Source organism: Nocardiopsis akebiae (assembly GCF_018316795.1).
Classification (GTDB): Bacteria; Actinomycetota; Actinomycetes; order Streptosporangiales; family Streptosporangiaceae; genus Nocardiopsis; species Nocardiopsis dassonvillei.
Window position 1 is genome coordinate 2865692 of record NZ_CP074132.1, and the last position, 25891, is coordinate 2891582.

General features: G+C 68.8%; 22 protein-coding genes, 1 pseudogene, 1 CRISPR repeat array and 1 other annotated feature. Of the genes and pseudogenes, 12 read left to right on the forward strand and 11 right to left on the reverse strand.

Annotated elements, in window-relative coordinates:
* Nucleotides 1-66: 66 nt before the first annotated feature.
* Nucleotides 67-312 carry a DUF397 domain-containing protein gene (locus KGD83_RS12285; protein WP_212643888.1) on the reverse strand — a complete coding sequence of 82 codons (246 nt, stop codon included), beginning with the start codon at nt 310-312 and terminating at the stop codon, nt 67-69.
* Nucleotides 309-1172, reverse strand: a complete 864-nt coding sequence (locus KGD83_RS12290) for a helix-turn-helix domain-containing protein (RefSeq protein ID WP_212643889.1) — start codon at nt 1170-1172, stop codon at nt 309-311. Before KGD83_RS12290 ends, KGD83_RS12285 begins: the two co-directional genes overlap by 4 nt.
* A gap of 225 nt (nt 1173-1397) precedes the next feature.
* On the opposite strand from KGD83_RS12290, the pseudogene KGD83_RS12295 reads away from it, so the two are divergent.
* From KGD83_RS12295 to KGD83_RS12305, 3 genes and pseudogenes are all read left to right on the forward strand, one after another.
* Nucleotides 1398-1748: pseudogene (locus KGD83_RS12295) on the forward strand (ATP-binding protein); the annotation flags it as partial.
* Nucleotides 1749-1801: 53 nt separating this feature from the next.
* Nucleotides 1802-3036 (forward strand): IS3 family transposase gene (locus KGD83_RS12300; protein WP_249351898.1). Its coding sequence is split into 2 segments (ribosomal slippage): nt 1802-2081 and nt 2081-3036, totalling 1236 coding nucleotides; the frame shifts between segments, so codons are not numbered across the junction.
* Nucleotides 2080-2193: a sequence feature (AL1L pseudoknot), on the forward strand. (Overlaps the previous gene by 114 nt.)
* Nucleotides 3037-3115: 79 nt before the next feature.
* Complete coding sequence (locus KGD83_RS12305; protein ID WP_212643890.1) at nt 3116-4855, forward strand: ABC-three component system protein; 1740 nt, start codon at nt 3116-3118, stop codon at nt 4853-4855.
* Between the two features lie 384 nt (nt 4856-5239).
* On the opposite strand, the gene KGD83_RS12310 is transcribed toward KGD83_RS12305, so the two are convergent.
* Nucleotides 5240-6208, reverse strand: coding sequence for an HNH endonuclease (locus KGD83_RS12310; protein ID WP_249352301.1), 969 nt, complete (start codon nt 6206-6208; stop codon nt 5240-5242).
* 446 nt (nt 6209-6654) lie between these two features.
* Between KGD83_RS12310 and KGD83_RS12315 the strand changes: the two genes are divergently transcribed.
* Nucleotides 6655-7440 carry a hypothetical protein gene (locus KGD83_RS12315; protein ID WP_249352302.1) on the forward strand — a complete coding sequence of 262 codons (786 nt, stop codon included), beginning with the start codon at nt 6655-6657 and terminating at the stop codon, nt 7438-7440.
* Between the two features lie 271 nt (nt 7441-7711).
* On the opposite strand, the gene KGD83_RS12320 is transcribed toward KGD83_RS12315, so the two are convergent.
* A complete protein-coding gene (locus KGD83_RS12320; protein WP_212643892.1) occupies nt 7712-8461 on the reverse strand; it encodes an SDR family NAD(P)-dependent oxidoreductase in 750 nt (249 codons plus the stop codon).
* 83 nt (nt 8462-8544) lie between these two features.
* On the opposite strand from KGD83_RS12320, the gene KGD83_RS12325 reads away from it, so the two are divergent.
* Complete coding sequence (locus KGD83_RS12325) at nt 8545-9162, forward strand: TetR/AcrR family transcriptional regulator (protein WP_212643893.1); 618 nt, start codon at nt 8545-8547, stop codon at nt 9160-9162.
* Nucleotides 9163-9277: 115 nt separating this feature from the next.
* On the opposite strand, the gene KGD83_RS12330 is transcribed toward KGD83_RS12325, so the two are convergent.
* Both KGD83_RS12330 and KGD83_RS12335 read right to left on the reverse strand, forming a co-directional pair.
* Complete coding sequence (locus KGD83_RS12330) at nt 9278-9778, reverse strand: hypothetical protein (RefSeq protein ID WP_212643894.1); 501 nt, start codon at nt 9776-9778, stop codon at nt 9278-9280.
* Nucleotides 9779-9792: 14 nt separating this feature from the next.
* Nucleotides 9793-10128 carry a hypothetical protein gene (locus tag KGD83_RS12335; protein WP_212643895.1) on the reverse strand — a complete coding sequence of 112 codons (336 nt, stop codon included), beginning with the start codon at nt 10126-10128 and terminating at the stop codon, nt 9793-9795.
* 343 nt (nt 10129-10471) lie between these two features.
* Here KGD83_RS12335 and KGD83_RS12340 point away from each other — a divergent pair, with 343 nt between their 5' ends.
* Nucleotides 10472-11680, forward strand: a complete 1209-nt coding sequence (locus KGD83_RS12340; protein WP_212643896.1) for a PLP-dependent cysteine synthase family protein — start codon at nt 10472-10474, stop codon at nt 11678-11680.
* Nucleotides 11681-11791: 111 nt separating this feature from the next.
* Nucleotides 11792-12064 (forward strand): antibiotic biosynthesis monooxygenase family protein, encoded by a 273-nt coding sequence (locus KGD83_RS12345; protein WP_212643897.1) that lies wholly within the window; start codon nt 11792-11794, stop codon nt 12062-12064.
* A gap of 221 nt (nt 12065-12285) precedes the next feature.
* On the opposite strand, the gene KGD83_RS12350 is transcribed toward KGD83_RS12345, so the two are convergent.
* The 3 genes from KGD83_RS12350 to KGD83_RS12360 all read right to left on the reverse strand — a co-directional run bounded on the left by KGD83_RS12350 (nt 12286) and on the right by KGD83_RS12360 (nt 15559).
* Nucleotides 12286-12630: a hypothetical protein gene (locus tag KGD83_RS12350; protein WP_212643898.1), complete on the reverse strand. Its 345-nt coding sequence runs from the start codon at nt 12628-12630 to the stop codon at nt 12286-12288.
* 766 nt (nt 12631-13396) lie between these two features.
* A CRISPR array of direct repeats spans nt 13397-14215; the repeat unit is 29 nt; unit sequence GTGAGCCCCGCGCACGCGGGGATGGACCG.
* Nucleotides 14216-14319: 104 nt separating this feature from the next.
* The gene (locus tag KGD83_RS12355; protein WP_212643899.1) at nt 14320-14697 is read right to left on the reverse strand and encodes a nuclear transport factor 2 family protein; all 378 of its coding nucleotides are present in this window, start codon (nt 14695-14697) and stop codon (nt 14320-14322) included.
* A gap of 55 nt (nt 14698-14752) precedes the next feature.
* The gene (locus tag KGD83_RS12360) at nt 14753-15559 is read right to left on the reverse strand and encodes a DUF1684 domain-containing protein (RefSeq protein WP_212643900.1); all 807 of its coding nucleotides are present in this window, start codon (nt 15557-15559) and stop codon (nt 14753-14755) included.
* A gap of 438 nt (nt 15560-15997) precedes the next feature.
* Here KGD83_RS12360 and KGD83_RS12365 point away from each other — a divergent pair, with 438 nt between their 5' ends.
* On the forward strand, nt 15998-17224 hold the full coding sequence (locus tag KGD83_RS12365) for an esterase/lipase family protein (RefSeq protein WP_212643901.1): 1227 nt from the start codon (nt 15998-16000) through the stop codon (nt 17222-17224).
* Between the two features lie 325 nt (nt 17225-17549).
* Here the strand turns inward: KGD83_RS12365 and KGD83_RS12370 are convergent, their stop codons facing one another.
* Complete coding sequence (locus KGD83_RS12370; protein WP_212643902.1) at nt 17550-18182, reverse strand: TetR/AcrR family transcriptional regulator; 633 nt, start codon at nt 18180-18182, stop codon at nt 17550-17552.
* 110 nt (nt 18183-18292) lie between these two features.
* Between KGD83_RS12370 and KGD83_RS12375 the strand changes: the two genes are divergently transcribed.
* From KGD83_RS12375 to KGD83_RS12390, 4 genes are all read left to right on the forward strand, one after another.
* Nucleotides 18293-19837 (forward strand): MFS transporter, encoded by a 1545-nt coding sequence (locus KGD83_RS12375; RefSeq protein WP_249352303.1) that lies wholly within the window; start codon nt 18293-18295, stop codon nt 19835-19837.
* Nucleotides 19838-19850: 13 nt separating this feature from the next.
* Entirely contained in the window at nt 19851-23000 is a 3150-nt protein-coding gene (locus KGD83_RS12380; protein ID WP_212643903.1) for a bifunctional cytochrome P450/NADPH--P450 reductase, read from the forward strand.
* Between the two features lie 193 nt (nt 23001-23193).
* Complete coding sequence (locus KGD83_RS28570; RefSeq protein ID WP_249352304.1) at nt 23194-24036, forward strand: NUDIX hydrolase; 843 nt, start codon at nt 23194-23196, stop codon at nt 24034-24036.
* Between the two features lie 164 nt (nt 24037-24200).
* Nucleotides 24201-24455: a glutaredoxin family protein gene (locus KGD83_RS12390; protein WP_212643904.1), complete on the forward strand. Its 255-nt coding sequence runs from the start codon at nt 24201-24203 to the stop codon at nt 24453-24455.
* 113 nt (nt 24456-24568) lie between these two features.
* Here the strand turns inward: KGD83_RS12390 and KGD83_RS12395 are convergent, their stop codons facing one another.
* On the reverse strand, nt 24569-25852 hold the full coding sequence (locus KGD83_RS12395) for an ArgE/DapE family deacylase (protein WP_212643905.1): 1284 nt from the start codon (nt 25850-25852) through the stop codon (nt 24569-24571).
* Nucleotides 25853-25891 lie beyond the last annotated feature (39 nt).

Consider the following 25891-nt stretch of genomic DNA (forward strand, 5'->3'; position numbering starts at 1 on the left):
GAGTGGGCCCCGGCACCTGGTGAGACTCCAGGTGCCGGGGCCAACGTGTCCTTGCGGGGCCAGCCGTCAGTTGCGGGCGATGGAGAGGAAAGCGTCCCACTCGGCTGCGGGGAAGGGGAGGTGGCCCTTGGTGGGGTGCTTGGAGTCCCGGACGGCCGCGCCGCAGGGCAGGTCGGCGACCTCGACGCAGTTCTGATCGCGGCCGCTGTAGCTGCTCTTCCGGAAACCCGTGGGGATGTGGGCAACCTCTACACAGTTCTGGCTCTGCGCGCTGCTGTAGCTGCTCTTCTTGAAAATCAGCTCGTCGTTCATGGTTTGCTCTCTAGGGCTTCTAGAACTTCTGTAATGACCCTGGCGGACTGTGCCGCGCTCATCGCGGAGCCTTGGACGTCACCAAAGGTGACGCTGTGTGCCTCTACTTCGTCCGATTCTTCCAGAAAGAGGCCACCTGAGGCGGTGTCCACGAACACGATCGAGGCATCAAGTGGGTCCGGGAAGTCCAAGATGCTGAACGGGGCGACAAATGCGGCATGCGCACCTGAGTCGAAGGGCACTACCTGAAGATCGATGTTGGGAAGCTTGGCCATGTGAAGCAGGTGTTGCAGCTGTTCAGCCATGACCTCAGGGCTACCGACCACACGGCGTAGCGCCGCTTCATCCAGGACGACACGTAGGCTTGCAGGTTTGAATTGCGTCAGGATGTCGCGTCGTCCCATTCGGGCTCTGACCCGGCGTTCGCTCTCCTCCGTGCTGGTGTAGCGACCACCTTGGAACACGGCGCGGGCGTAGTCAGGTGTTTGGAGGAGGCCGGGGATCACCAGCCCCTCGAAAGTGCGGATGGCGGATGCCTCCGCTTCAAAGTCCGGGAGTGACTGAGGCCCGAACACCTCTCGGTACTTCGACCACCAGCCCCGAACCTTGGCGTCCCTGGCGAGAGCGTGAAGAGCCTCGCGCTTGTCGGGTTCGGTGACCTGGTATAGATCCAGCATCTTGTCGAGATCGTCAGCCTTGATCGTCTGTGTCTCGGCGGTCTCGATCTTGCTCAGCTTGCCAGCTGCCCACTTGAGCGTCTTCACCACCTGTGTAGTGGTCAGATTCGCTTCATTGCGAGCTCGCTTGAGCTCAGCTGACAGGCGTCGGCGGCGGAGGGTGGGGCTGTGAGGGCGCTGCATGGTGACAGTGTATCTCTTCCTGGTGAATCTTCCTTCAGTTGCTTGACGGTAGTGAGATTCACTACTAACTTGAAGGTGTATTCGGTGACCAAGGCTTCACGCAGAGTCTCTGGTGGTCAGGCTACGCCGTGCCCCTTCCCGCTGATCGGGAAACGCGAAGGTCTCACACCTGCGGGCACACCGAATCCCCGTTGTCACTCCACACGTGCAAGGAGTCTGTTCGTCATGCCCGCAACCGCACCCATGCCCGCGCTGCCCGAGGTGACCGTGCCCCTCGCTGAGCTGGTTCCGCCCCGGTGTCGCCACTACTTCACCGGCCGGTCCGACCGCGCCCACTACAAGACGCGCCGCTACGACTTCGGCGGCTCGGTCCAGTACATGCCGCTGGTGCGCGCGTTCCTGAGTACCTGCGCCGCCGAACGCGACCGCGACTACCGCTACCTGTTCACCCTGCTGGGCAGCGAACTCGCCAACAACGCCCTGCGCCACTCCCGCTCGGGCCAGCCCTTCGGCGTCTACACCCTGACCTGCCAGCGCACCCGCACCGGCCTGCGCCTCGCCTGCCGCGACCAGGGTTTGTTTCGTGCCGGGTGTGATGGAGGCTCTCAAACCTGGGAAGGATGAGAGTCATGCCAGCACCGAGGAAGTACCCGCCTGAGCTGCGCGAACGAGCGATCCGGATGGCCGTGGACGCCCGCCGCAACCCGACCACCCGCGACGGGGCCATCGCCCGAGTGGCCGACCAGTTGGGCATCAACCGCGAAACGCTGCGCAACTGGGTCACCCAGGCCGAGATCGACCAGGGGACCCGGCCCGGCACCACCACCGACCAGGCCCACAAGATCGCCGAGCTCGAACGCGAGGTGCGGGAACTGCGCCGGGCGAACGCGATCCTGAAGTCAGCGTCGGCTTTCTTCGCGGCGGAGCTCGACCGCCCACACACCAGGTAGTCGCCTACATCGACCTGTACCGGCAGGAGTTCGGGGTCGAGCCGATCTGTCAGGTGTTGCAGATCGCCCCGTCCACCTACTACGCGGCCAAGAGCCGAGCCCCGTCGCTGCGTTCGCGCACCGATGAGACCACCACCGCCAAGATCCGGCAGGTGCACACCGACAACTACGCCGTCTACGGGGTGCGCAAGGTCCACGCCGAACTCAACCGCCAAGGCCACCGGGTGGCCCGCTGCACCGTTCACCGGCTGATGCGCCAAGCCGGTTTGCGGGGCATCACCCGCGGCAAGAGCCCGCGCACCACCACCCCGGCCCCGGGCCCGGACACCAGGCCGGACCTGGTCGAGAGGGCGTTCACCGCGGACGCTCCGAACCGGTTGTGGGTCGCCGACATCACCTACATCCGCACCTTCGCCGGGTGGGTCTACGCCGCGTTCGTGATCGATGTGTTCTCCCGCCGCGTCGTGGGCTGGCAGGTGTCGAAGTCCTTGCGCACCGACCTGGCCCTGGACGCGTTGGAGATGGCGGTGTGGAACCGGTCCCATGTCGGCCGACGCATCGACGGCTTGGTTCACCACTCCGACCGCGGAGTGCAGTATCTGGCGGTGCGCTACACCCAGCGCCTGGCCGAGGCGGGAGCGGTGGCCTCGGTCGGCACCACCGGCGACTCCTATGACAACGCTCTGGCCGAGGCGTTCCACTCGTTGTTCAAGGCCGAGCTGATCCGCAACCGGGGCCCGTGGAGGAACCTGGACGAAGTGGAGATCGCGGTGGCCGAGTACGTGGACTGGTTCAACCACCGCCGTCTGCACGGCGAGATCGGCTTGGTCCCGCCGGCCGAGTTCGAAGACGGCTTCTACGGGCAGCGGGCCGGGTCAACAGAGGACGAAGCGTTGGTTCCGAGCCTCCAATAAACCAGGCACGAAACAGTGCTCTACGCCCTCGGAACTGTGGAACTGCGCGACGACGTCCTCGTCTTCCGGGAGGCCGCCGATGCTGCGTGAACTGGGCGCCGACGATCCTCGGTTCCGCCGTGTCATCTTCCGCCCCGGGCTCAACCTCCTGATCGCCGACCGGACGGTCGCGTCAACGGACGAGCAGAGCCGCAACGCCGTGGGCAAAACCAGCGCCGTGGAACTTCTCCAGTTCCTTCTGGGGGCCAAGGAGACCCGTCTGGTCACCCGATCCGAGAACAGGGGGACCACGTTCGAACTGACGATGGACTGGCCCGGCCTGGACAGTCAGCTGTCAGTACGGCGGACCGGAGCCAAACCGAGCGAAGTCCTGATCGATCCGAACCTCCTCAGCGGTGATGAGACCGCGCTCTTCTCGGTGGAGCGGCCGCCAACACTCACGGAATGGCGCGGCGTCATCGAGCGGGACCTCTTCGGGATCCGGGAGTCCGACAGGGAGAAGGGACTCAGCGGGAGAATGCTCCTGGGCTTCTCCATGCGCAGGACTGAGGCGGACGGCTTCGTCGATCCCCTGCGCCCGAACACGAGGGCGAACAAGCACCAAGCCACAGCCAACCTCTGTTATCTGCTGGGGCTCGACTGGGCCCTTGCCATGCGCTACGCCGACTTGTCGAAGCGGGAACAGACGCGTAAGAACCTCGGACAGGCTTCGAAGGATCCGGTGTGGAGCGAGATCGTCGGCAGGTCGGGGGACCTCCGCGGCCAACTGGCCGCGGTCGAACAGCGGATCACCGAACTCAACGCGCAGATCTCCGCCTTTCAGGTCGTACCGGAGTACGAGGAGATCCGCCGTGAGGCCGAACGGATCGACGCGAGGATCCGCAAACTGCGTGAGGCCGACATCGTCGACCGGCGCAACCTCGAGGACATCGAACGCTCCCTCGAAGAGGCCACCGAACCGGACCACAGCTATCTGGAACAGGCCTACGCGGAGCTGAACATCCTGCTCGGCGACCAGGTGCGTGCCCGCTTCCAACAGGTCGAGGAGTTCCACCAGGGGGTCGTGCGCAACCGCAGGCAGTACCTGGACGAGGAGGCCGTGCGGCTGCGGCAGGGGTTAAACGAGAACGAGAACGAGCGCGTGGCCCTGGGGGAGCGGCAGGCCGAACTCCTGAGAACGCTCAAGGAGGGCGGGGCGCTCGACACACTGACCGTTATGCAGGGGGCCCTGGCACGGGAGCAGGCTCACAGGGAGCTGCTTCGGAGAAGGCTCAGTGCGGCGCGGACCCTGGAACAGAGCCGCAACCAGATCCAACAGGAGAAGCTTGCCCTGGAACAGGAGGTCCAGGCCGACATCGACGAGCGCGGTGAGCTGTATGACCAGGCCAACAACCTGTTCAACCGCTTCGCCCGCCGCCTGTACGGCGACGCGCGCATTCCGCACCTCTCCTTCCAAGGACAGAAGAACCAGCTGGAGATCACGCTGACGCTGGACGCCGATGACAGCACCGGCATCTCCAACATGAAGATGTTCTGCTTCGACCTGACCTGGGCCGTCATAGCTCACCGGGCGGGACGCGGACCCGACTTCCTCGTCCACGACAGCAAGCTCTACGACGGGGTGGACGAACGCCAGGTGGCCAGGGCCTTCGAGCTGGCGGCCGAGGTGACCAGGGACGAGGGGATGCAGTACATCGCGACCATGAATTCCGACGACCTCGCCAAAGCGGAGCGAATGGGTTTCGATTCCGCTCCCTACGCGATCGAGCCCAGGCTCGACGACTCCGAGCACGGAGGGCTCTTCGGATTCCGGTTCTGAACGCCCGTGCGGTGGTGCGTTCAGCTCCGGCGGCCCCGCAGGAGGCGGTTCCAAACCCAACAGTCGCCTTTCGAAGTCGAAGGCGGCCTGGGCCCAAGTCCACTCGCCCGCGAAGCCGAGAAGAGCTGGCCACTGGCCCTCCTCATCGCTGGAGGTTCCCTTCTCGGGGCGCTCTCCGCGTTCGGTAGCCTCATCGCGGCCATCTGACGTACAGCATTGGGGCGGGTCTTCGGTCCCGCCCCAGCTCCGTGTCGGCATGGACCCGTCATAACGGACTTCACCGGGAGCGTCCCGTAGGGACGACCAGGGACGCAGGGCATCACTCTCCCGGCATTACACAGGGGCCAGGAAGGCCTGAGGGCGTCCCCGCTGTGATCTCAGGGATCACCTTGCCTTGAAGACTTTGCTCAGGTGCCACTCCAGAGCACCCGGGGACGGGCGGTTCGCCTTGTTCCGGGGGACGGTCACCGGTTTGCCCTCCAGGGCGGTGTACTCCCCGGCTTCGGGGAAGTCCTTGTGCAGGCGGGGGCTGAGCCGGACCTCCAAACGCGGTGACACCGACAGGTAGCCCTCATCGAAGAGCTTGTGAACGTCGGCGCGCAGCAGTATGCCGTTGTCGAGCCGGTGCAGGCCGCCTGCGGCCACCGGGTGGATGTGGGCGGCCTCCAGCACCGGGCGTACGCGCTGGCCGGTGATGGCGCACCGGCCCTCGTAGGCGTCCAAAAGCGCGAGCTTGAAAGCCTCCTGCCCCATGCGGCGACGGGTGGGCCGGGCCTCGCCGAACATCGGGCCGTGGTGTTCCCAGGTGGCCGCCACGGCGTGCTCGTCCTCGGCGAGGGCCACCGCGGGTTTCTGGCCGAGTACACGCTTGACGATGGGAGCGAAGTAGTCGGCGTGCCCGGGCTCGGTGACGTCCTCGTAACTTCTGCCCTGAACGAGGCTGTAGGCCCAGCTGGGGGGAGGGCTGAAGGTCTCCTCCTCGGGGAAGAACACCGGGTCGCGCAGCATGATGCAGCCGATGAGCGGATCCTCTTCGGGGTCGATGCGGGGGATCTTGTTCTTCGCGCGGTACCCGTTGATCGCCTCGCGTACTTCGGCGAGGTCCTTCCTTCCGTTGCCCTCCTTGAAGGCCGCCCAGGCCTCGGACAGAGGGACGAGCGCGAACCCGCTGAAGGCGGCGCCGCCCACGATCCGGTCATGCGGTTTCTTGGTCTTGAACAGGAACGGGTCTCCGGGTGCGAGCTTGTGGAAGCTCTTCCCGGAGGGGCGCCAGAAGTTGATCTCATTCAGGTGGGGGCGCTGAGCGAGGAAGTCGGCCCAGGCCTTGTCAGTAACGCCGACAAATGCCTTCATATCCGACATTGTGAAGGATGTATTTGCGTGTATTCGCCCGTGGCTAGGGAGTCCACAGGTGTCAGCGGGGCTGTTTCAGCGAAAAACCTGGTTGGGACGGGTGCGTTCACGTGTGTCCACATCCGGCCAAGGACGGCAGCCTCCGGGGGGCGTTTCGCGCTGATCAGGGACCGGTCCGGACGGCGAGCCCCATTCCAGTCTGGAGAGACCAAGCAGGCGCGGAGACCCCCGACGGTAGGGCTTGTCGTGTCCGGTCCGGGACGCCGCTCTGGCCCTGAGCTGTTCGTTCTTCTCCCGTTCGTCTTCCCCGTGGAGCAGGGACTTCTGCCCCCACGGACACAGGAGAGTGACCGCTCCTGGGGTACCGGGTTCCACCACTACAGAGGCATGGTGGGGAGCGGCCTGTCGAGCCCAGGGCTACCCTCTTGCTCTCTCCCGGAGGTTCCGTGAAGCACAGTGAACGCTGTGAGCAGGCGATGAAACCCAGGTGTGTCTGTACCGCCTGTGGAGGGAGCCAGCACGGATGGATCGGGCACCTCAGACGTGCGGAGGGCCCGCCGGAGGCAGTCGGGGCTCTCCGTGAATCGGCCGATCAGGTGTGGTGGGAACAGAGCAGGCGGCACAGGGAGAACGGTCGCCGGGCACCGACCCAGTACCTTCGGCAGGCCGGAGGCGGTGTCGCCGTCGCGGCGCTGGTTGCTTGGTTGGCGGACGAGGAGAGGACACGGGACCGGGTCCGTCGGCTCGGGAACGTACTCCACTCCGAGGTCTTCGACGGTGGTCTTCGTCAGTACGCCGCCGAGCGAGCTGAGGAGGATCCCGCCTTCGCGGACTACGGTAGCGCGATGGTGGGCCACTTCTGGTGCGATCTGCTCACCGAGATCGCGAACGTCCTGGACCGGGGCGCCGACCAGCTCGACAGGGTTCCCGCGGCCGCCGGAGAAGCGCTCTTCGCGGAGGGGGACCCTCCCGAGTGGGGGCGGGTACGGACAGAGCTGGCGAAGGCGGCTCTGGGGTTTCTCTGGAAGTGCTTCCAATGGTTCCTGAACGCCGACCCGAAGGCCCTCGCCCTCCAGTTGCGTGTCCTCGCTGTGCTCATCTGCCCCGACGCGGGCGCCCACCCCAGGGTCGCCCGGTGCTGCCTTCTTCCCTTGGTGAAGGGGACCCTGAGCGAGACGGTCGGAGCCAATCTGGAACCCGACTGGCTCTGGGGAGAAAACACCGCGAAGTGAGATGGCGAGGAAGCTCTGCTCACATTCTGCGGGGGGCTGCGGGATCCCCAGATGTGGGATGCCGCCGCACCCGCACCCGCTGGACAGCCTGTCCCTGGACAAGGCCTACATCTCCAGGGCCAACAGACAGATCCTGCACACCACACGCACCCAGTGCACCATCCATCATTCCTGGGTGCGAGGACCAAGAGGCCGACCCCTGAAACCTTCAAACGGCTGGCGGTAGACCACCCGACTTCGATCGGGAGGTCTACCGCCGAACACAGCGCTGTCAGATCTGGTTCGCGCCGCCGTCGACGTACAAGTTGGCGCCCAGGAGGAAGCTGCTGTCCGCGGAGGCGAGGAAGGCCACGGCGGCGGCGACCTCCTCGGGGCGGCCCATCCGACCGATCGGCACGTCGGCGACCAGGCCCTCCCGGAAGGCCGCGGCGTTCTGCTCGCCGGCGAGTTCGGTGATGCCGGAGGTGTCGATCGGCCCCGGTGAGATCGCGTTGACCCGGATCCCCCGGTCCTTCAGCTCGTTGGCCCAGGTCCGAGCGAAGGAGCGGATCGCGGCCTTGGAGGCCGCGTACGCGCCGAAGGCCGCTGTGCCGCGATCGACGGTGGTGGAGGCGTTCAGAACCACCGAGGAGCCGTCGTTGAGCAGCGGCAGCGCTTTCTGCACGGTGCGGAGCGTGCCCTTGACGTTGACGTTGAAGATGCGGTCGTACTCCTCCTCGGCGGTCTGTTCCAGCGTCGCGAACGAGGCGGCGGCCGCGTTGGCGAACAGCACGTCCAGACCCCGGCCGCGCTCGCGCACCATGGCGTAGAGCCGGTCCAGGTCGACCGGGTCGGTGATGTCGCCCGGTACCGCGGTGACCGCGGAGCCGATGACCTCGGCGGCTTCGTCCAGCTCGGTCTTGCGCCGCCCGGTGATGAACACGTGCGCGCCCTCGGCCGCCAGTCGCGCGGCCGTGGCCCGGCCGATACCCCGGGTTCCTCCACCGGTGACGACGGCGGTCTTGTCCTTCAGTCTCTGCATGTCTGGCCTCCACAGAATTATGTTCCGATCGGAACAGAATGAGGCTACATCACTTCCAGTCCGATCGGTACAGAAGTGGTAGGATGCCGGGTGTGGAGGGCATCAAGAGAGCGCCGGTGGGCCGGCCGAGGGGATTCGACGCCGAAGAGGCCCTGGAACGAGCCATGGTGATGTTCTGGGAGCACGGCTACGCCGGTGTCAGCCTGACCGACCTCACCCGCGCCATGGGCATCACCAAGACGAGCATGTACGCGGCTTTCGGCAACAAGGAGGAGTTGTTCCGCAAGGCCCTGGAGCGCTACGCCGAGGGTCCGGCCTCCTACGGCACCCGGGCGCTGGAGGAGCCGACGGCCCGGGAGGTGGCCACGGCCTACCTCAACGGCTCGATTGCGGTGTCCACCCGGCCGGACTGCCCCGCCGGATGTCTGGGTGTCCAGGGCTTCCTGGCCACCAGCCACCTCGGGCCGCCCGCCCGCGACACCCTGAGCGCCTGGCGCGTCGAGAACCTCTCATGCCTTCGCGACCGGTTCCGACGGGCCGTCGACGAAGGCGACCTCCCCCCGAACGCCGATCCGGAAGTGCTCGCCCGCTACCTCATGACCATGGCGAACGGCATCTCCGTCCAGGCCATCAGCGGCGCCGACCGGGACGAACTCCAGCGGATGGCCGACGCCGCCCTGCGCAACTGGCCGCCCCTCTGACCTCTTCTTTCCGACCGAGCCCATCGGCGGGGTGGTGGTGTCCCGCCGGATGGGCGGCGGCGATCACGGAAGGTTTCCCGCGTTGTGGAGGCTCGGTCCTGACGGGCCGATCGGTTCAGGCGGACGCGGAACCGGTGGAGGACGGCAGGGTCCTGGGCAGCGGAGGGATGGAGGAGCCGGGCCGGACGGGCCGTCCGGCCGGTCGGGGGGAACGGCCCTCGCGCACGCAGTCCAGGACCTCGCGGGCGGCCACGCGCCCCGCCTGCTCGAAGCTCCAGTGGTTGGAGTCGTTCTCGTGCCAGACCGCGTCCCGCAGGACGACGCGCACGGTGTAGGGAGGTACACCCCGTCCCCGTGATCGCCAACCCTGACGGAACCCGTTCGCGAACGCTTCGGTGAACTCCGCGGGCAGCGGCTCCCCCGGCCGGTGGCACACGGCGGGCAGGTCGTCCACGAACTCCACACCCTCGTCTGACAGCACGTCCTCCGCGGGTGGCAGCGCGTCCAGCCACACGACGGCGAAGCTGCCGGGGCACGCGGTATGGATGATCTGGCGGACGAACACACCGGTGACCGGACGGGGCAGGACTGGCGGACGCTGGTGACCGGCGGTCACGGGCACCTCTTTCCTCAGCTGTCGCAGCTCTGGCAGCGGCGTGTGGCGACCCGCTCGGTGTTGCCGTGCGTCGCCCGGGCGGGGGAGCCCTCGCTGAGGCGGCGCCACAGCTGCGGTTCGGGCTCGGGGATCCAACCCCAGAGCGGCGCCTTGATCTCGGAGTCGGACTGGTGCAGGCAGCCCGGGCGGTGGGCCACGCCGCGCGGCGAGATGAGGATGGTCTTCCCGGGGAAGTGCGCGTCGCCCAGGGAGGAACCACCGTTCTGGACGCGGGGGTTTCGGGCCTCGCGCACGAGCGAGCACGCGCAGCCGCCACCGATGGGGAGTTCACAGAAGTCACAGCGTTCCATGGCCCCGATCATGCACGGGCCCGGTGACGAACGGGCTCCGCGGCGCGTGTCGGGCCAGCACCGCACAGTTGTTGTGCCAGTTCGGGTGTGGTGTGGCCGTTTCCGGCCATGCTCTACCCGGCTTTCCGCCGGCGGTGGACGGACGCGATCGCCGCTCCTTCGTATGGGAGGGCCGTGGTCGGTGCTGCCGTGTGGCGGCCCTCCCCGATTGCTCGAAGCGGAGGAGCCGAAACCGTTCCCGAAGCCGGGGACCAAGACAGGGAAACAGGACGGAATCGGAAGCCTGAGCAGCGATTTCTCCTCCGCGCCGGTCCCTGTGACCTGCGCGGGGTAGCTCCGGCTCATGACCACGACACAGAGCCAGCAGGACACCGCCGCCGTCACCACACGCATCGTCGACCACTACGACAGTCGCAAACGGGCCTGGGTGAAGGAGGCGGTCCGGCTGCTGCACGCCGACGCCACGCGCTCGGCGGACACGCACGTCTTCCAGTTCCCGCTCCCCGTGGAGTGGGGCATCGACCTCTACGTCAAGGACGAGTCCGTCCACCCCTCCGGCAGCCTGAAGCATCGCATGGCCCGTGCGCTGTTCCTGCACGCGCTGTGTACCGGGTGGATCGAACCCGGCACGCACGTGTTCGAGGCCTCCAGCGGTTCCACAGCGGTCTCCGAGGCCTACTTCGCCAAGCTCCTGGGGCTGAAGTTCACGGCCGTGGTGCCCGAGAGCACCAGCCGGGAGAAGGTGGAGCTCATCAAGTCCTACGGGGGAGAGGTCAGGAACCCCGGGCCCGACGGCGACATCGAGAAGGAGGCCGCCCGCCTGGCCGCGGAGTCCCCCAAGGGCCACTTCATGGACCAGTTCACCTACGCCGAGCGAGCCTACGACTACCGCGACGACCACAACGTAGCGGCGACGATCTTCCGGCAGATCGCAGAGGAGCGCCATCCCGACCCCAAGTGGATCGTGGTGGGGGCGGGCACCGGGGGCACGAGCGCGACCATCGGCCGCCACATCCGCTTCAGCCGCCGCGACACCCGGGTGTGCGTGGTCGACCCGCAGAACTCGGCGTTCTTCCCCAACTGGACGACCAACGAGGGCCGTCCCAAGAGCCAGTGGCCCAAGGACCCATCGACCTGGATCAAGGGAAAGCCCTCCCGGATCGAGGGGATCGGGCGTCCGACGGTGGAGCCCTCGTTCCTGCCCGCGGTCGTCGACCGGATGATCTCGGTGCCCGACGCCGCATCGATCGCGGCCATGCGCCTGCTCCTCTCCCGGCTGCGCCACCGCGCGGGGCCCTCGACCGGGACCAACCTGTGGGGCGCGCTGCGGATCATCGCTGAAATGCTCTCCGACGGGGAGAAGGGCAGTGTCGCCATGCTCATGTGCGACCAGGGCGAGCGGTACATGCACAACTACTACGACGACAGGTGGGTCGAGGAGCAGCTCAAGCTCGACCTGAAGCCGTACACCAAGGTGCTGGAGGACTTCCTCTCGACCGGCCGCTGGAAGGAGCCCGCGGCCCCCGGCGTTCCCGAGGCGAGGAAGGCCTGAGGGCGGCCGCCGTGTCCGGTGCTGGCGCGAGCACTCGACCTCAGTCGAAGTCGAGGTTCTACGGTGCCGGCCGACGGTGACAAGCCGTTTGCGACGTCTGGGAGGCAGGCCGTGATCGTCACCATCGCAAGGGTCGCCGACCCCGATCGGTTCCTGGAGGTTTTCGCCACCACCGGCGCGGAGAAGCGGCGGGAGTACGGCTGTCGGGGCGCTCACGCCTATTTCGATCCCGACGATCCCCACCGGGTGTGGTCGGTCTTCGACTGGGACGCGAAGGACTACGACAGGTTCCTCGCGGATCCGGAGATCCCGGCTATCGCACGAGCGCTCGGAATCCAGTCACCGCCCGCGCACGTCATCGCCGCGGCCGACCTCGATGCCTGACCACCAGGGGGAAGGGTTCGGTGCGGTTGCCGCGATTTCGCGGCCCCGGGGATCGGCTCGGCGATCGGCCACGACGCCGTCCGCTTCGGAGGCCGGAGCTCTATTGCGCTCTTCCTCGACGAAGAAACCGGCGAGTCGATGAGCGACTACAGCAGGTCGCCTGCTTGACGAGAGAACGCCCGCTCCCCTCTTCCGCTGGGAGCGGGCATTGCGTAGTCCGACTACTCGTTGATGATGGCTTTGATACGGGCGATCTGGTCAGCGGCAGCGCCTCCAGCAGTGCGCAGCACCTCGTCCCCTCCGTGCGAGGGACGCAGAACCGCGTCGACCGTGTCGGCGATCTGCGTGCCGAGCCTGTAGACGCGTACTTCTTCGATGGAGGACTCGGGCAGCTTGCTGGGGATATGGCCGAGGCCGTGCTTCTGGAGTTCCTTGCTGATGGTGGCGCATACACCAGGGCCCAGCCGGGCGGCTCCGTTGATGAGTCTGAGGGTGGACATGGGGGTGGCGGCAATACCGCCGTTGTCCTCGACGACCTTGCTGAGTTCTTCGTAGCTGCTTGCCATAACGCCCTTCCTGGGAGGTCTGGCGTCATCATATATGCAAAGATAGCCACAAAATAAGATCTATATTTGTAGTCATCTGGCTACCTCTCCTTCGTTGCTGTGCACGGAGGTGCGCAGGCCGAGGTCAGAGGGAGGTGACTCGATGGCACCGGCGAGGGCATGAGTTATTGGTGTCAGCGCACGCCATTCGCCGTCCCCAGGAATTCGGTCATGGCCCGACAAAGCGGCTGCTGACAGCGTCTACCGACTCCACTGTCAGCACTCCCGCGAACACTGTCATCGCTGTTCAGAGCTCTTCTTGGAGCTATCGGCGGACAGCCGCCCAGAAGAGGTTGCCTACTCCGATCCTGCAACTGGGTGCCTTGTGTCAGCTTCCTGCCAGCGCTTCGCCCGCGTTCTGCTCGCCGTCCGTGAGCCTTTTGTGCGCCTGCTGTCAGCCGGACTTCCTTCGGCTTTCGGCGTCACCCAACCCCTGCCCACCTGGTGGGCGGAGTTCGGTGCTGACGGCAACGACGACGGGCGGGCGGACCCGCACAACGCTCCTCGTGCGGGTGCGACCATCCGCGTAGAGCCCGTTGAGGGGCCGTACTACTCGTCTCGTTTCATGTCTGCCGTTCGTCCCGGCTGAGGAGCTTGATCGAACGCTGGAGCAGTTCCTTGGCTCCTATTGTGTGAGGATGGACGCACGCGGGCCACGAGGGTGGCTTGTATCTCTCAGAGAAGATTGCGGGGAGATAACGGTCCGCGTTTTCGCAGGTCGTTAAGCGTGAGCCCCGCGCACGCGGGGATGGACCGGCGAGTTCTGGGCGCTCTCGGAGGGCTCTTTTGTGAGCCCCGCGCACGCGGGGATGGACCGCCCGGCTGCTTCTGGTGGACCCATCGTCACCTGTGAGCCCCGCGCACGCGGGGATGGACCTCCAGCGTGGTATTTGCCAGCCACCGAGGAACAGTGAGCCCCGCGCACGCGGGGATGGACCGACCAGACCGGGCCCCAGCAGTGGCGGCAGTACGTGAGCCCCGCGCACGCGGGGATGGACCGACGCGCGGCTTGTATGCGACGTCATCAGCAAAGTGAGCCCCGCGCACGCGGGGATGGACCGCCGCGAGCCAGGTAGTACTGCTGGAGCGCGACGTGAGCCCCGCGCACGCGGGGATGGACCGCCCGCCGCGGCGAACTCGCCAGCATCTACGGGGTGAGCCCCGCGCACGCGGGGATGGACCGGCCCTCCAGATCCGCTCTGGAGGGCCTTTCGGTGAGCCCCGCGCACGCGGGGATGGACCGTCGCCGGAGACGACTTCCGAGAGCGCTTCCGGTGAGCCCCGCGCACGCGGGGATGGACCGGAATGCACGGGCGTGCGGGTGCCTGACCTGGAGTGAGCCCCGCGCACGCGGGGATGGACCGCCGCCTAGGCCGACGTCTAGGAGCGGTGCGAGGTGAGCCCCGCGCACGCGGGGATGGACCGATTCGGCGGACCCCGGCGAACCGCTCGTAGGCGTGAGCCCCGCGCACGCGGGGATGGACCGGGGTTGGCGCCCCTCCTCGGGAACGTGTTCGGTGAGCCCCGCGCACGCGGGGATGGTTCCACCCGGTTGCCGCCCTCAGCGACGGCGGTGAGCGAAGGCGCCCCTCAACGCCGCGCCGCGCACTGTGCGTCGCGACGTTGAGGGGCGTGTGCTGGCCGCCGCCGTCAGCCTTCCTGGTCGCCGACGGGGACGAAGTTGGCGTACTCCTCGATGCGCCTGATCCGTCCGGCGTCGTCGAAACCGAAGTAGACCGCGGCGTGGACCTCGCCGCGCGTGCCGCTGGTGGTGGCAACGTGGATCACGTGCTGCTGGAGGACCTCACCCGGCTGGGAGAGCTGGCGCAGGACGTCGTAGCGCATCGACTCGATGGAGGCCATCAGTCCTTCCATTCCGGCGATGTTCTCCTCGATGGACTGCTCGCCCTTGCCGTCGTTGTGCCAGACGGTGGCTGTCTCGGCGCACAGGCCCCGGGCGCTCTTCCAGTCGCGGTTCTCCAGCGCGCGGAGGTATCTGATGGCCCTGTCCTTCAGGTCCTGGCTCATACGGGTCTTCCTTCGGTGTGAATGGGTTGACGGGTTCTGGCAGGGATGGGTCGTGTCAGTTCTGGCCGGTGGCGGCGTGAACCAGGGCGCGCTCGCCGGCCTCGACGCGCATCGGCAGGTGGTTGCCGGGCGGTGAGAGCGGACAGACGAACACGTCCGGATTCAGGTGGTGGTACGAGAGCGTCGCCTTGTTGAAGTCGACCGTCAGGGTGCTGCCGGGCTCCAGTAGCGGCAGCATCAGCCAGCGGCCGATCGTCGGCGTCGAATCGCCGTTGGTCTCGTCGGTGAAGATCATCAGCCGTTGATCGGGGAAGTCCTGGAGGACGGCCAGGACGTGTTCGGTGCCGTCGATGGTCACGACCAGGTCGACGGGGGCCAGGATGGCTTCGGTGCTGCGCGGGCTGGTCAGCCGCGGCACCTCGATCCGGCGTCCTTCGGGAGCTGCCCGGTACTGGCCCGTGAGAACCCAGGCGGGGTCGTAGGGAAAGGTGTCGATGCCGGTGAGTCCGGTGCGCTCGATGCGGCCTTGGTCCATGACGACCAGGCCGTAGGAGCCGTCCGATCCGCTGGCGAAGCCGACTCGGTCGTTAGGGAACCGCAGGGAGCTGCCGGAGGGGACGGGGACCGTTCCGTCGACCGGGCTGTCAGCCATCCGCACGCCGTCGGCGGCCTCGGCCGTCACGGTCAGGGCTCCTGCCGCGGTGGTGCGCCATTGGCCGGGGACCCCGGGGATCGTGTGGGGACCCGGGCCGGTGACCCTGGCGGTGACGACGACCTTGGCCTTGCCGTCGGCTCCGGCGATCTCCTCCCACCGGCTCCGGCGCCAGGCTTCGTGTTCTGCGGGCATCTTCGGTGTGGTCATGGCTTCACCGTAGACCCGCCATGCCCCTAGCGCACAGCTTCTTGCGTACTGCGCAATAAGGTGCCCCGGCCTGCTGCCCGCCGCGCAATACCGCCCGTCGCGACACGGGCCTGAACAGCGCGCTGTTGCTGGCCTGCTCACGCCCCTCGGTCGTCGTGACCGACAGCGGTATCCCCGCAACGCCCCGGCTGTCGCCATGCACAGCTTTGCCGCCCGAAATCATCGGGCGCGGACGCGGTCGGGCCACAAGGGGGCTCTGCGGTCGGCCGGGTCCCCCGCCGGCGCGGCTTCCGGAGCCGCCCATACCACCGCCAACGGCACGCCCTGCGCCGGTAATCGATCGCTGAGTGCCTGTTCTCCCGCGAATCCGCGCACGGAGGGCAAGGATGGCTGGGACTCGGCGGGCGACAGGCACCCGCCCGGGACGAAGGGACGTCTGTGAGCACCACCGAAGAGCAGGCCGCCGAAGCCCTGCGGTCCGCGCCCCCGATCATCCTGGCGCCCGCCCCGCGTGCCAGCGACCGTATCCCACCCCCGCCCAGCGACGTCTGGGACCTGCCCTACGGCACCGCCTGGGTCTACTACGGCGAGGGCAACGAACGGCTCACCCGTCCGGTCCTGATCGCGGACGGCTTCAGCGTCGGCCCCAGCGACCTCGACTTCACCTGGGACAATCTGGAGTACGGCCCGTACCCGCTACTGAGCGAGATGCGCCGCCAGGACCGCGACGTGGTCCTGATCGGCTACCACGAGCGCAGCGCCTCCATTCTCCAGAACGCCGAGGCGGTGATGGCCGCCGTCACCGAGGCGGTCGACCGCCGCGTGGGCGACCACCCGCTGGCCGTCGGCGGCTTCAGCATGGGCGGGCTGGTCGCCCGGTACGCCCTCGCCAAGATGGAGACGATGGGCATCGACCACCAGGCCCAGCTCTACTTCTCCTACGACAGCCCGCACACCGGCGCCTGGGTCCCCGTCTCCCTGCAGGCGTTCGCGCACTACATCAGGAGGCTCGACGACCGCTTCTCGGACCAGATCAACAGCCCGGCCTCCCAGGAACTCCTGTGTAAACACATCGCGAGCTGGCAGGACAAGCCCGCCACCAGCGAGCGGCGCCAGGAGTTCCTGCGCGCGCTGGAGGAGGTCGGAAACTGGCCCCGGGAGCCCCGGCTGATCGCCCTCTCCAACGGTCCCGTCAGCGGCGCGGGCAACGGCGTGGCCCCCGGTGTCGAGGCCGTGAAGGGCAAGGGGCTGGCCGTCACCGGCACCGAGCTGCGCACCCAGCCCGAGGGTGACGACCAGCTTGCCGCCAAGCTCCGGGTGGTCACCCTGCCCACCCGGGAGGTCCGCACCAGCGAACTGCCCGACATGGACGGCGCGCCCGGCGGCACCCTGCCCGGTTTCGGGATCCTCGCCACCGCGCTGAACGCTCTCCCGACCTGGCTGGGCTTCAAGGTCGACAACCCTGTCCGCGAGCACTGCTTCGTCCCGGCGGGCAGCGCCGTCTCCCTGCGGGAGCCCGCCACCCGCGAGGACCTGTACACGCCGATCAGCGACGAGGAGTTGGAGGAGACGCCCTTCCACGCCGTCAAGTTCGCCTCGCAGAGCGAGATGCACACCCTGGTCACCGAGGAGCTGTCCACCTGGTTCCTGGACCAGCTGCCCTGAGGACGGGGCCCGAGGCGCGTCGGCGGGGACGGCGGGGATCGTCCGTCGCCCCCGCTGACGTACTCGGTTCTCCCCGTACTCCATGACGGTCCACCCCGCGAAACCGGTCTCCTCCAACGCGCCGAGCAGCCGGGCCGACTCCTTCTGGGCCTGGCCCGGGGGCCCCGGCCCTGCCCCGCCGACCGGACCCCTCCGGGTAGCGGACCGGCCGTGCGCCTTCCACTCCGCCGACCCCGGCGGGGGGCGAGCAGGACGGCCGCGCGACCCGAGCGCCGCCCAGCGCGGGGCGAACGCCGCGCCGGGCCCCACCCCGTACACGGGTGTGCTACTCGGCGGCCCTGCGCGTGAGCAGCGCGGCCAGGCCCGCGAACTGGTCGAGGCTTCGCCGGGCCAGGTCGTTGTCACGGTGGGCGAGCCACGACCACGCGACGCCGTTGAGGGTGTCGAGCACGAGTTCGGCGAGCAGCCGCTCCTCCTGGAGGAAGACCAGCCCCGCCTCCTCGCCCAGGCGTTTGATGTACCCCGTCGTCTTCTCCAGGGCGGCCTCGTGCTCCCACCGCGGCAGTTCCTGGAGCTCGGGGTTCTGCAGGGCGAAGCTGCCGAGGTCGAACAGGACGAGTTGGGCCTCGGGGTCGCTCTCGATCTGCGACCAGAACGCGAGCAGGACCGCCCGGACGTTCTCCCTGGGGCTGGCCTGGGGTGAGATCTCCGGCCAGGCCGCGGCCAGGTCGATCTCGATGTCGCTGGCCAGGAGCGCGGCGTAGAAGTCCTTCTTGGTGTGGAAGCAGTAGTGGAACGCGCCGTGCGGCATCCCGGCCTCGGCGCAGATCGCCCGCGTCGTCGCGGCGGCGATCCCCTCGCGCTTCATGACCCGCAGCGCCGCGCTGAGGAGCTGTCGGCGGCGCTCCTCGACGCTGACCTTCTTCTGGGGCGCCCTCTTCGTCTCGTGCTCGCTCATGCGCCCATCCTACTTGGCCATATGACTTGGCCAACTGACTTGGTCGGTTGACTTGGCCAGATGGCCAAGTTAGCCTCGGGGCACATGGAACGGCTCGGGGAAGGTGTGTTGTGAGCACAGGTGGTACCGCGCGGCCCGCGCGGAGAGCGGGCGCGCGTCAGTGGTGGGCGCTGGTCGTCCTGACCGTCCCGGTGCTGCTGATGAGCATCGACCTGACGGTGCTGTCGATGGCCGTCCCGCACCTGAGCCGGGACCTGGCGCCCTCGGGGACGCAGCTGCTGTGGATCATCGACGTCTACGGGGTCTTCCTCGCGGGGCTGCTGATCCTGATGGGGTCGCTGGGCGACCGGATCGGCCGCCGCAGACTGCTGCTCATCGGCTCGGCGGCCTTCGGAGCCGCCTCGGTCCTGGCCGCGTTCGCGTGGAGCCCTGAAGTGCTGATCGCGGCCAGGGCACTGCTGGGCATCGGCGGGGCCACGCTCATGCCCTCGACGCTGTCGCTGATCCGGACGGTCTTCGAGGACCCGGCCCAGCGGCGCCGGGCGATCTCGGTGTGGATGGCCGCCTTCGCCGGCGGCGCGGGACTCGGCCCGGTGGTCGGCGGACTGCTGCTGGAGCACTTCTGGTGGGGATCGGTCTTCCTGATCAACGTGCCCATCATGGTCCTGCTGCTCATCGTCGGACCGATGCTGCTGCCCGAGTCCAGGAACCCCGACCCCGGCCCGTTCGACGTCCTGTCGGTCGTGATGCTGATCGCGGCGATCCTGGCCGTCATCCTCGGCTTCAAGGACGCGGGAAAGGAGGGCTGGGGACTCGTCCCCGTCGCGTGGATCCTGGCGGGCGTCGCGGTCGCCGCGCTCTTCACCCACCGACAGCGCACGCTCACCCACCCCCTGATCGACATCACGCTGTTCCGCTCCCTGCCGTTCACCGTCGCCGTGCTCGCCAACGTGGCGGGCGTGTTCGCTATGACCGGCGTGCTCTACTTCCTCCCGCAGTACGTGCAGATCGTCCTGGGGCGTTCACCCCTGGAGGCGGGGCTGTGGTCGCTGCCCCTGGCCGTCGGCGCGATCGCCGGAGCCCTCACGGCCCCGGCGATCGCGCGGCGGCTCCCCATGGGCTGGGTGATCGGACTCGGCCTGATCACCGCCGCCTCCGGCTACCTGGTGCTGAGCCTGCTCGGTGTCGACGAGGCGATGCTGCTCGCGTTCCTCGGAGGTGCGCTCCTGGGCGCAGGTGTGGGTGTGGCCGACACCCTCACCAACGACGTCATCATCGGCACCGCACCCGCGGACAAGGCCGGCGCGGCCGCCGGTATCAGTGAGACCGCCTACGAACTCGGTGGTGCACTGGGCACCGCGGTGCTGGGCAGCATCGGCGCGAGCATCTACAGCACCCACGTCATGGACAACCTCCCCGCCGGGACGCCCGAGGAGGTCTCCGGCCCCGCCTCCCAGACCCTGGGCGCCGCGGCCGAGGTCGCCGCCGCACTGCCGCCCGACCTGGCCGGGCCCTTCAACGCGATCGTCAACGACGCCTTCGTCGGAGCGATGACGCAGACCTTCCTCACCGCCGCCGTGATCGTGGCGATCGCCGCACTCGGCGCCCTGTACGCACTGCGCAAGCACCGGGCCGCAACCCCGGTCGACCACTGAACAGGAGCCACCGATGACCGACCACGGCCACACGGCCGCGTCCCGGCCGCGGATCCCCGGCCCGGCCTCCCTGCCCGTCGTGGGCAACCTGTTCGACGTGCTCGGCGCGTCCCAGGAGACCACGATCGAGTTCGCCGAGGACTACCACGCCCGCTACGGCCCGATCTTCGCGCTCGACGTGATGGGCAGACGCCAGATCTTCGCCTCCAACCACCGGCTCGTCGCACAGATGTGCTCAAGCCCCCTGTGGACCAAGGCGGTCCACGACGCGCTGGAGGAGATCCGCCGCTTCGGCGGCGACGGGCTCTTCACCGCCTACAACGAGGAGCCGAACTGGGGGAAGGCGCACCGGCTGCTCATGCCCGCGTTCGGGACGATGGCGATGAGGGACTACTTCCCGCAGATGCTCGACATCGCCGAGCAGATGATGGTCCGCTGGGAGCGGTTCGGCCCGGAGCACACCATCGACGTCGCCGAGGACATGACCCGCCTGACGCTCGACACCATCGCCCTGTGCGCGTTCGACGTCCGCTTCAACTCCTTCTACTCAGAGCAACCCCACCCCTTCGTCGAAGCGATGGTCCGCGCCCTGGTGGAAGCCGGAGAACGCACCGAACGCCTGCCGGGCGTGCAGCCGCTTCTGGCCCGCACCAACCGGCAGTACCAGGACGACATCACCACCATGCAGGACATCATCGAGCAGATCATCACCTCGCGTACCCGTCAGAGCCCCGGCGAACGGCCGGACGACCTGCTGGAGAGGATGCTGAGCGCGGCCGACCCGCTCACCGGCGAGAAGCTGTCCGAGGAGAACATCCGCTACCAGCTGGCGACGTTCCTCATCGCCGGACACGAGACCACTTCCGGTCTGCTGTCCTTCGCCACTCACGAACTCCTGGCCCACCCCGAGGTCCTCGCCAGGGCGCGCAGCGCGGTCGACGAGGTCCTGGGGGACAGGACGCCCCGGTTCGAGGACCTGACCCGGCTCGGTTACCTCGGCCAGATCCTGCGCGAGACCCTGCGCCTGCACCCCACCGCACCGGCGTTCGCCCTCTCGCCGAGCGAGCCCGCCGCACTCGGCGAGTTCGAGATCACCCCGGACGAGAACGTCATGATCATGCTGCCCGTCCTGCACAAAGACCCCGCCGTCTGGACCGACCCGGAACGCTTCGACCCCGACCGGTTCGCACCGGATCAGATGGCCAAGATCCCCGAGTACGCGTGGATGCCCTTCGGGCACGGGGCCCGGGCCTGCATCGGCCGTCCCTTCGCACTCCAGGAGGCCACCCTGGTGCTGGCCATGACGCTCCAGCGCTTCGACCTTGCCCTGGCCGACCCCGACTACGAGATGAAGATCAGCGAGTCGCTGACCATCAAACCCAAGGACCTCACCGTCCGCGCCAGGCCGCGGACGGGCGCCTCCCGGATCCGGACGCAGAGCAGCGGAACGGATCTGTCGGCGGCGCGGCCGGACGCTCCCGTGGCCACCGCGACCCGGCCGCCGCACGGCACACCCCTGCTGGTGCTCTTCGGCTCCAACGGAGGCAGCAGCGAGAGCCTGGCCCGCACCGTCGCCGCCGACGGCCGGGCACGGGGCTGGAACACCGGGGCCGCGCCGCTGGACGAGTACGCGGGCGCACTACCCACTGACCGCCCCGTCGTAATCGTGACCTCCTCCTACAACGGCAACCCGCCCGACAACGCGGGCAGGTTCGTGGACTGGCTCACCCACGCCGACCCGGACCTGTCCGGGGTCGACTACCTCGTGCTCGGCTGCGGCAGCCTCGACTGGGCCGCCACCTACCAGCGGATTCCCACCCTCGTCGACGACGCCATGAGCGCCGCCGGTGCCACCCGGATCCGCGCACGCGGCGTCATCGACGCCCGCACGGACTTCTTCGGCGACTGGGAGAGCTGGTACCGGCCGCTGTGGGCCGAACTGGCCGCCCGCTACGGGATCGAGGGCACCGAACCGACCGGTCCGCGCTACCGCGTCACGCCCGCGGACGGGACCGGCGGGGAACAGGACACGATGACGGCGATCGTGCTGGCCAACCGCGAACTCGTCCGAGGCACGACCGGATCCAAGCGGCACCTGGAACTGCGTCTGCCCGAGGCGGCTGCCTACCGGACGGGGGACTACCTCTCCGTACTGCCCCGGAACCACCCCGAACTCGTCACCCGTATGACCACCCGCCTCGGGATCGGCGCCGAAACCGGCGTGACCATCACCTCCGACGCGCCCAGCGGCCGCATTCCCATCGACACCCCGGTACGGGTCGACGACCTGCTCACGCGCTGCGTCGACCTCTCCGCTCCCGCCACACCGGGCGTGGTCGCCGCGCTCGCGCAGACCACCAAATGCCCGCCCGAACGCGCCGAACTGGACAACCTCGCCGGCCCCGACCACGCCGAGCGCGTCCTGGGGCGGCGCCTCTCCCTGCTGGACCTGCTGGAGATGTTCCCCTCCTGCCGGGTCGACCTGGCCTGGGCGCTGGAGAGGCTGCCCGAGCCCCGCGCACGCCAGTACTCGATCTCCTCCGCTGCCGAGGAGCAGACCGACGCCGCACTCACCGTCTCCGTGGTCGAGGGCCCGGCCCGTTCCGGAAGAGGCGTCTACCGGGGAGCCGCCTCCAGCCACCTCCAGCGGGCACAGCCCGGTGACCGGCTCACCGTCTCCCTGGCTTCGCCGCACGAGTCCTTCCGTCCGCCGGCCGACAACGCGACTCCGGTGATCATGATCGCCGCCGGGTCCGGGATCGCGCCGTTTCGGGCGTTCGTCCGGGCCCGGCACACGCGTGCGGAGCGGGGCGAGGGGCAGGGCGAGAACGTGCTGTTCTTCGGCTGCCGGCACCCCGAGGAGGACGACTTGTACGCCGAGGAGTTCGCCCCCCACGAAGCGGCCGGGACCCTGCGGGTCCACCGCGCGTACTCGCGGCGCCCCGACGCCGGCGTCCGCTACGTCCAGCACCGCCTGTGGGCCGAGCGCGCTGCCGTCCTCGACCTTGTGGAACGGGGGGCACACCTGTACGTGTGCGGCGACGCCGCGGGCATGGGGCCCGCCGTGGAGGAGACCCTGGCCCGCATCGGCCGGGACGGACACGGCCCGGACTGGGTCTCCCGTCTCGCGGCCGAGGGACGCTACGCGACCGACCTCTTCTGAGCGGGTGCGACGGGGGCTCCCGGACGCTTCGGCGCCGGTGGAGGGGCAGGAGCCCCGGCTCGCGCCGACCGAGCACACCGTGTCCGAACTGCCGTGGGGTGGAACGTGCCGGGCCCCATCCGGGCGGGCCGGGAACCGTGGGCTGTTGCCGCGAACGGGCCCGGCGCTGGCGCCTCTGCGCCAGGATGGATGAATGGTCAAACAAAGGTTCGACAACCACGGCGGCCCTGCCGCGCCGTCGTTGAGCGCGCACGTACTCCTCCTCGACGGCGGCAGGGTGCTGATGGTGCGTCGTGCCCCCGGCAACGCTTACGCCCCGGGGATGTGGCACGCCAGCGTGGCCGGGAAGGTCGAGGCGGGGGAGGATGTCGTCGCCGCGGCGGTGCGTGAGTGCGAGGAGGAGCTCGGCGTTCGGGTCCGCCCCTCGGACATGGAGTTCGCGCACGTGATCCACAGCCACGAGGACGACGGCTGGGTGCATTTCTTCTTCGTGTGCAGGAGCTGGGACGGCGCCGTCACCAACCGCGAACCCCGCAAGCACGCCGAACTCGCGTGGTTCCCCGCCCACCAGCTCCCCCGGGACACGGTCGGCTACTGCGCCCAGGCCGTCGCGCACTTCCTGCTCGGCGACCCCTTCTCCCAGCACCGGACTCCCACGCCCTTCCCCGCCCCGCAGCGGCCCGCAGCACAAGAGGCGGTGTTGGGCGATGCCGGGGCAGCCGGATCCCTGAACCGCCTCCTGGAGGAGATCGCCCGGGAACGGCGACGCCAGCAGAGCCTGTACGGCGTCCAGGACCTGCCCGCCGGGGTCGGGCCCGAGCACAGCGCCCAAGCCGCCCGGGCCAAGGCCGGGGTCGACCAGGCCGGAGACGATCTGACCTGGTGGGACCTGGCCTACGAGGAACTGTGCGAAGCCCGCGCCGCCACCACCGACGAGGAGCTGCGCGCCGAACTCGTGCAGACCTGCGCGGTGCTGGTGCAGTGGGCCCAGTCCACCCTCCGCCGACCCGGCGGCGCTGTCCGGCGCGACGGCTGAGGCCCCGGCGGCGCGCACGGGAGACGCCCCGTCGCCCCGTCGCCTCGGCTAGCCGATGGCCACGTCGGCCGGGGGCAAGTCGCACCGACGGCCATGCGGCACCCGGACCGGGCGGACCGGGCCGTCGGGCACACTGGCGTGGTGACCACCCCGGGGGAGGACGAGTGAACGAGGCCGCGATCCGCGTCTACGGGGCCGACTGGTGCCGGGACTGCCGGCGCACCAAGAAGCAGCTGACCGAGCTGGCGGTGCCCTTCGAGTACGTCGACGTCGAGCACGACCCGGCGGCCACGGAGCGGGCCCGGGAGATCTCGGGGCGCACGAACATCCCGGTGGTCGTCTACCCGGACGGGACCCATCACGTCGAACCGGACAACGCGCGGGTCGAGGCCAAGCTCCGCGAGCTCTCGCTGATCTGACGGCGGTGCCGCCCGCGCACATCGCGCGGGCGGCACCCCGGTCCGACTCGACCCTGTCCGCGCCCGGTGCGCGTTCCGGGTGCCCGGGACGACCGCCCCGAACGCGCCCGGCCTCAGGCGGTCTCCTCCAGACCGCACCACTGCGCGATGAACAGGGCGATGGACTTGGTGATCCGCCGCACGGACTCCACGTCCACGCGCTCGTCGTATCCGTGGATGGCTTCCGAGACCGGCCCGTAGACCAGCGCGGGAATCCCCTGGTACAGGGCGTACACGCGGCCGTCGAGGTAACCGGGGGTGGTGAAGGTCCGCAGCTCGTCCTTGAAGACGGTCCGGTGGGCCTCGCGCAGCACGTTCTCGGCCTCCGTGCCCTCGGGCAGGACGTAGCCCTCGGCGTAGAAGCCGGTCCGCTCGCCCACGGCCTCGATGGGGTTGCCCGCGTCGTCGGTGGTGGTGTCCCGCAGCACCTCCCGGATCTGCTCCCAGGCGGCGTCGGCGCTCACCCCCGGATAGATCGCCGCCCGGACCTGGAGCTCGCACCAGGCGGGGACGCTCGACGGCCAGTCGCCGCCGCTGATGCCGCCGAGGTTGAAGTTGATGGGGTGGTCCAGGTCCTCGAAGTGGGGGTGGCTGTCCCTCTCGTCGTTCCAGCGCTGTTCGAGGACGCGCAGCCGCCCCATCACGTGGTGCGCCGCGTCGATCGCGTTGAACCCCGACGCCATCTCCCTGGGGTGCGTGGGGTGGCCCGCGACCCGCACGGTGAACCAGATGACGCCGACGTTGGCGCGGACCAGCATGTCCTCCTCGGGCTCTGGGATCAGCACCGCGTCGGCGGTGTACCCGCGCTGGACCGTCGCCAGCGCGCCGTTGCCGGTGCACTCCTCCTCCGCTACGGACTGGAAGTGGATGCGCCCGGAGGGGGCGAACCCGGCCGCGCGCACGGCGTCGTAGGCGAACAGGTTGGCCGCCAGCCCGGCCTTCATGTCGCCGCTGCCCCGGCCGTGCAGCCAGCCGTCGATGACGGGGGCGTCCCAGGGGGAGCGGGACCACTCCCCGACGGGGCCCTCGGGGACCACGTCGATGTGGCCGTTGAGGATCAGCGAGCGGCCCCCGCCCTGAGTCGGGGTGTAGGTGCCCACCACGTTCTCCACGCCCTCGTAGGAGACCGTGATCTTCCCGGCGCCGGGGTGGGCGGAGATCTCCTCCGGGTCGAGTTCCCACCGGTCCACGGCCAGCCCCCGACGCTCCATGGCCTCGTGCATCAGGTCCTGGGCCGAGGACTCCCGGGTGCGCAGGGAGGGGTGGCGCACCAGTTCCCGGGTGAAGGCGAGCTGGGCGTCGAAGGCGTCGTCGACCGCCGCTTCGATGCGCGCGACGACGTCGGGTGCGAGGTTCATCCGGTTCTCCTCATGCGGGGCTGTGGTCGGTGCGGGCGG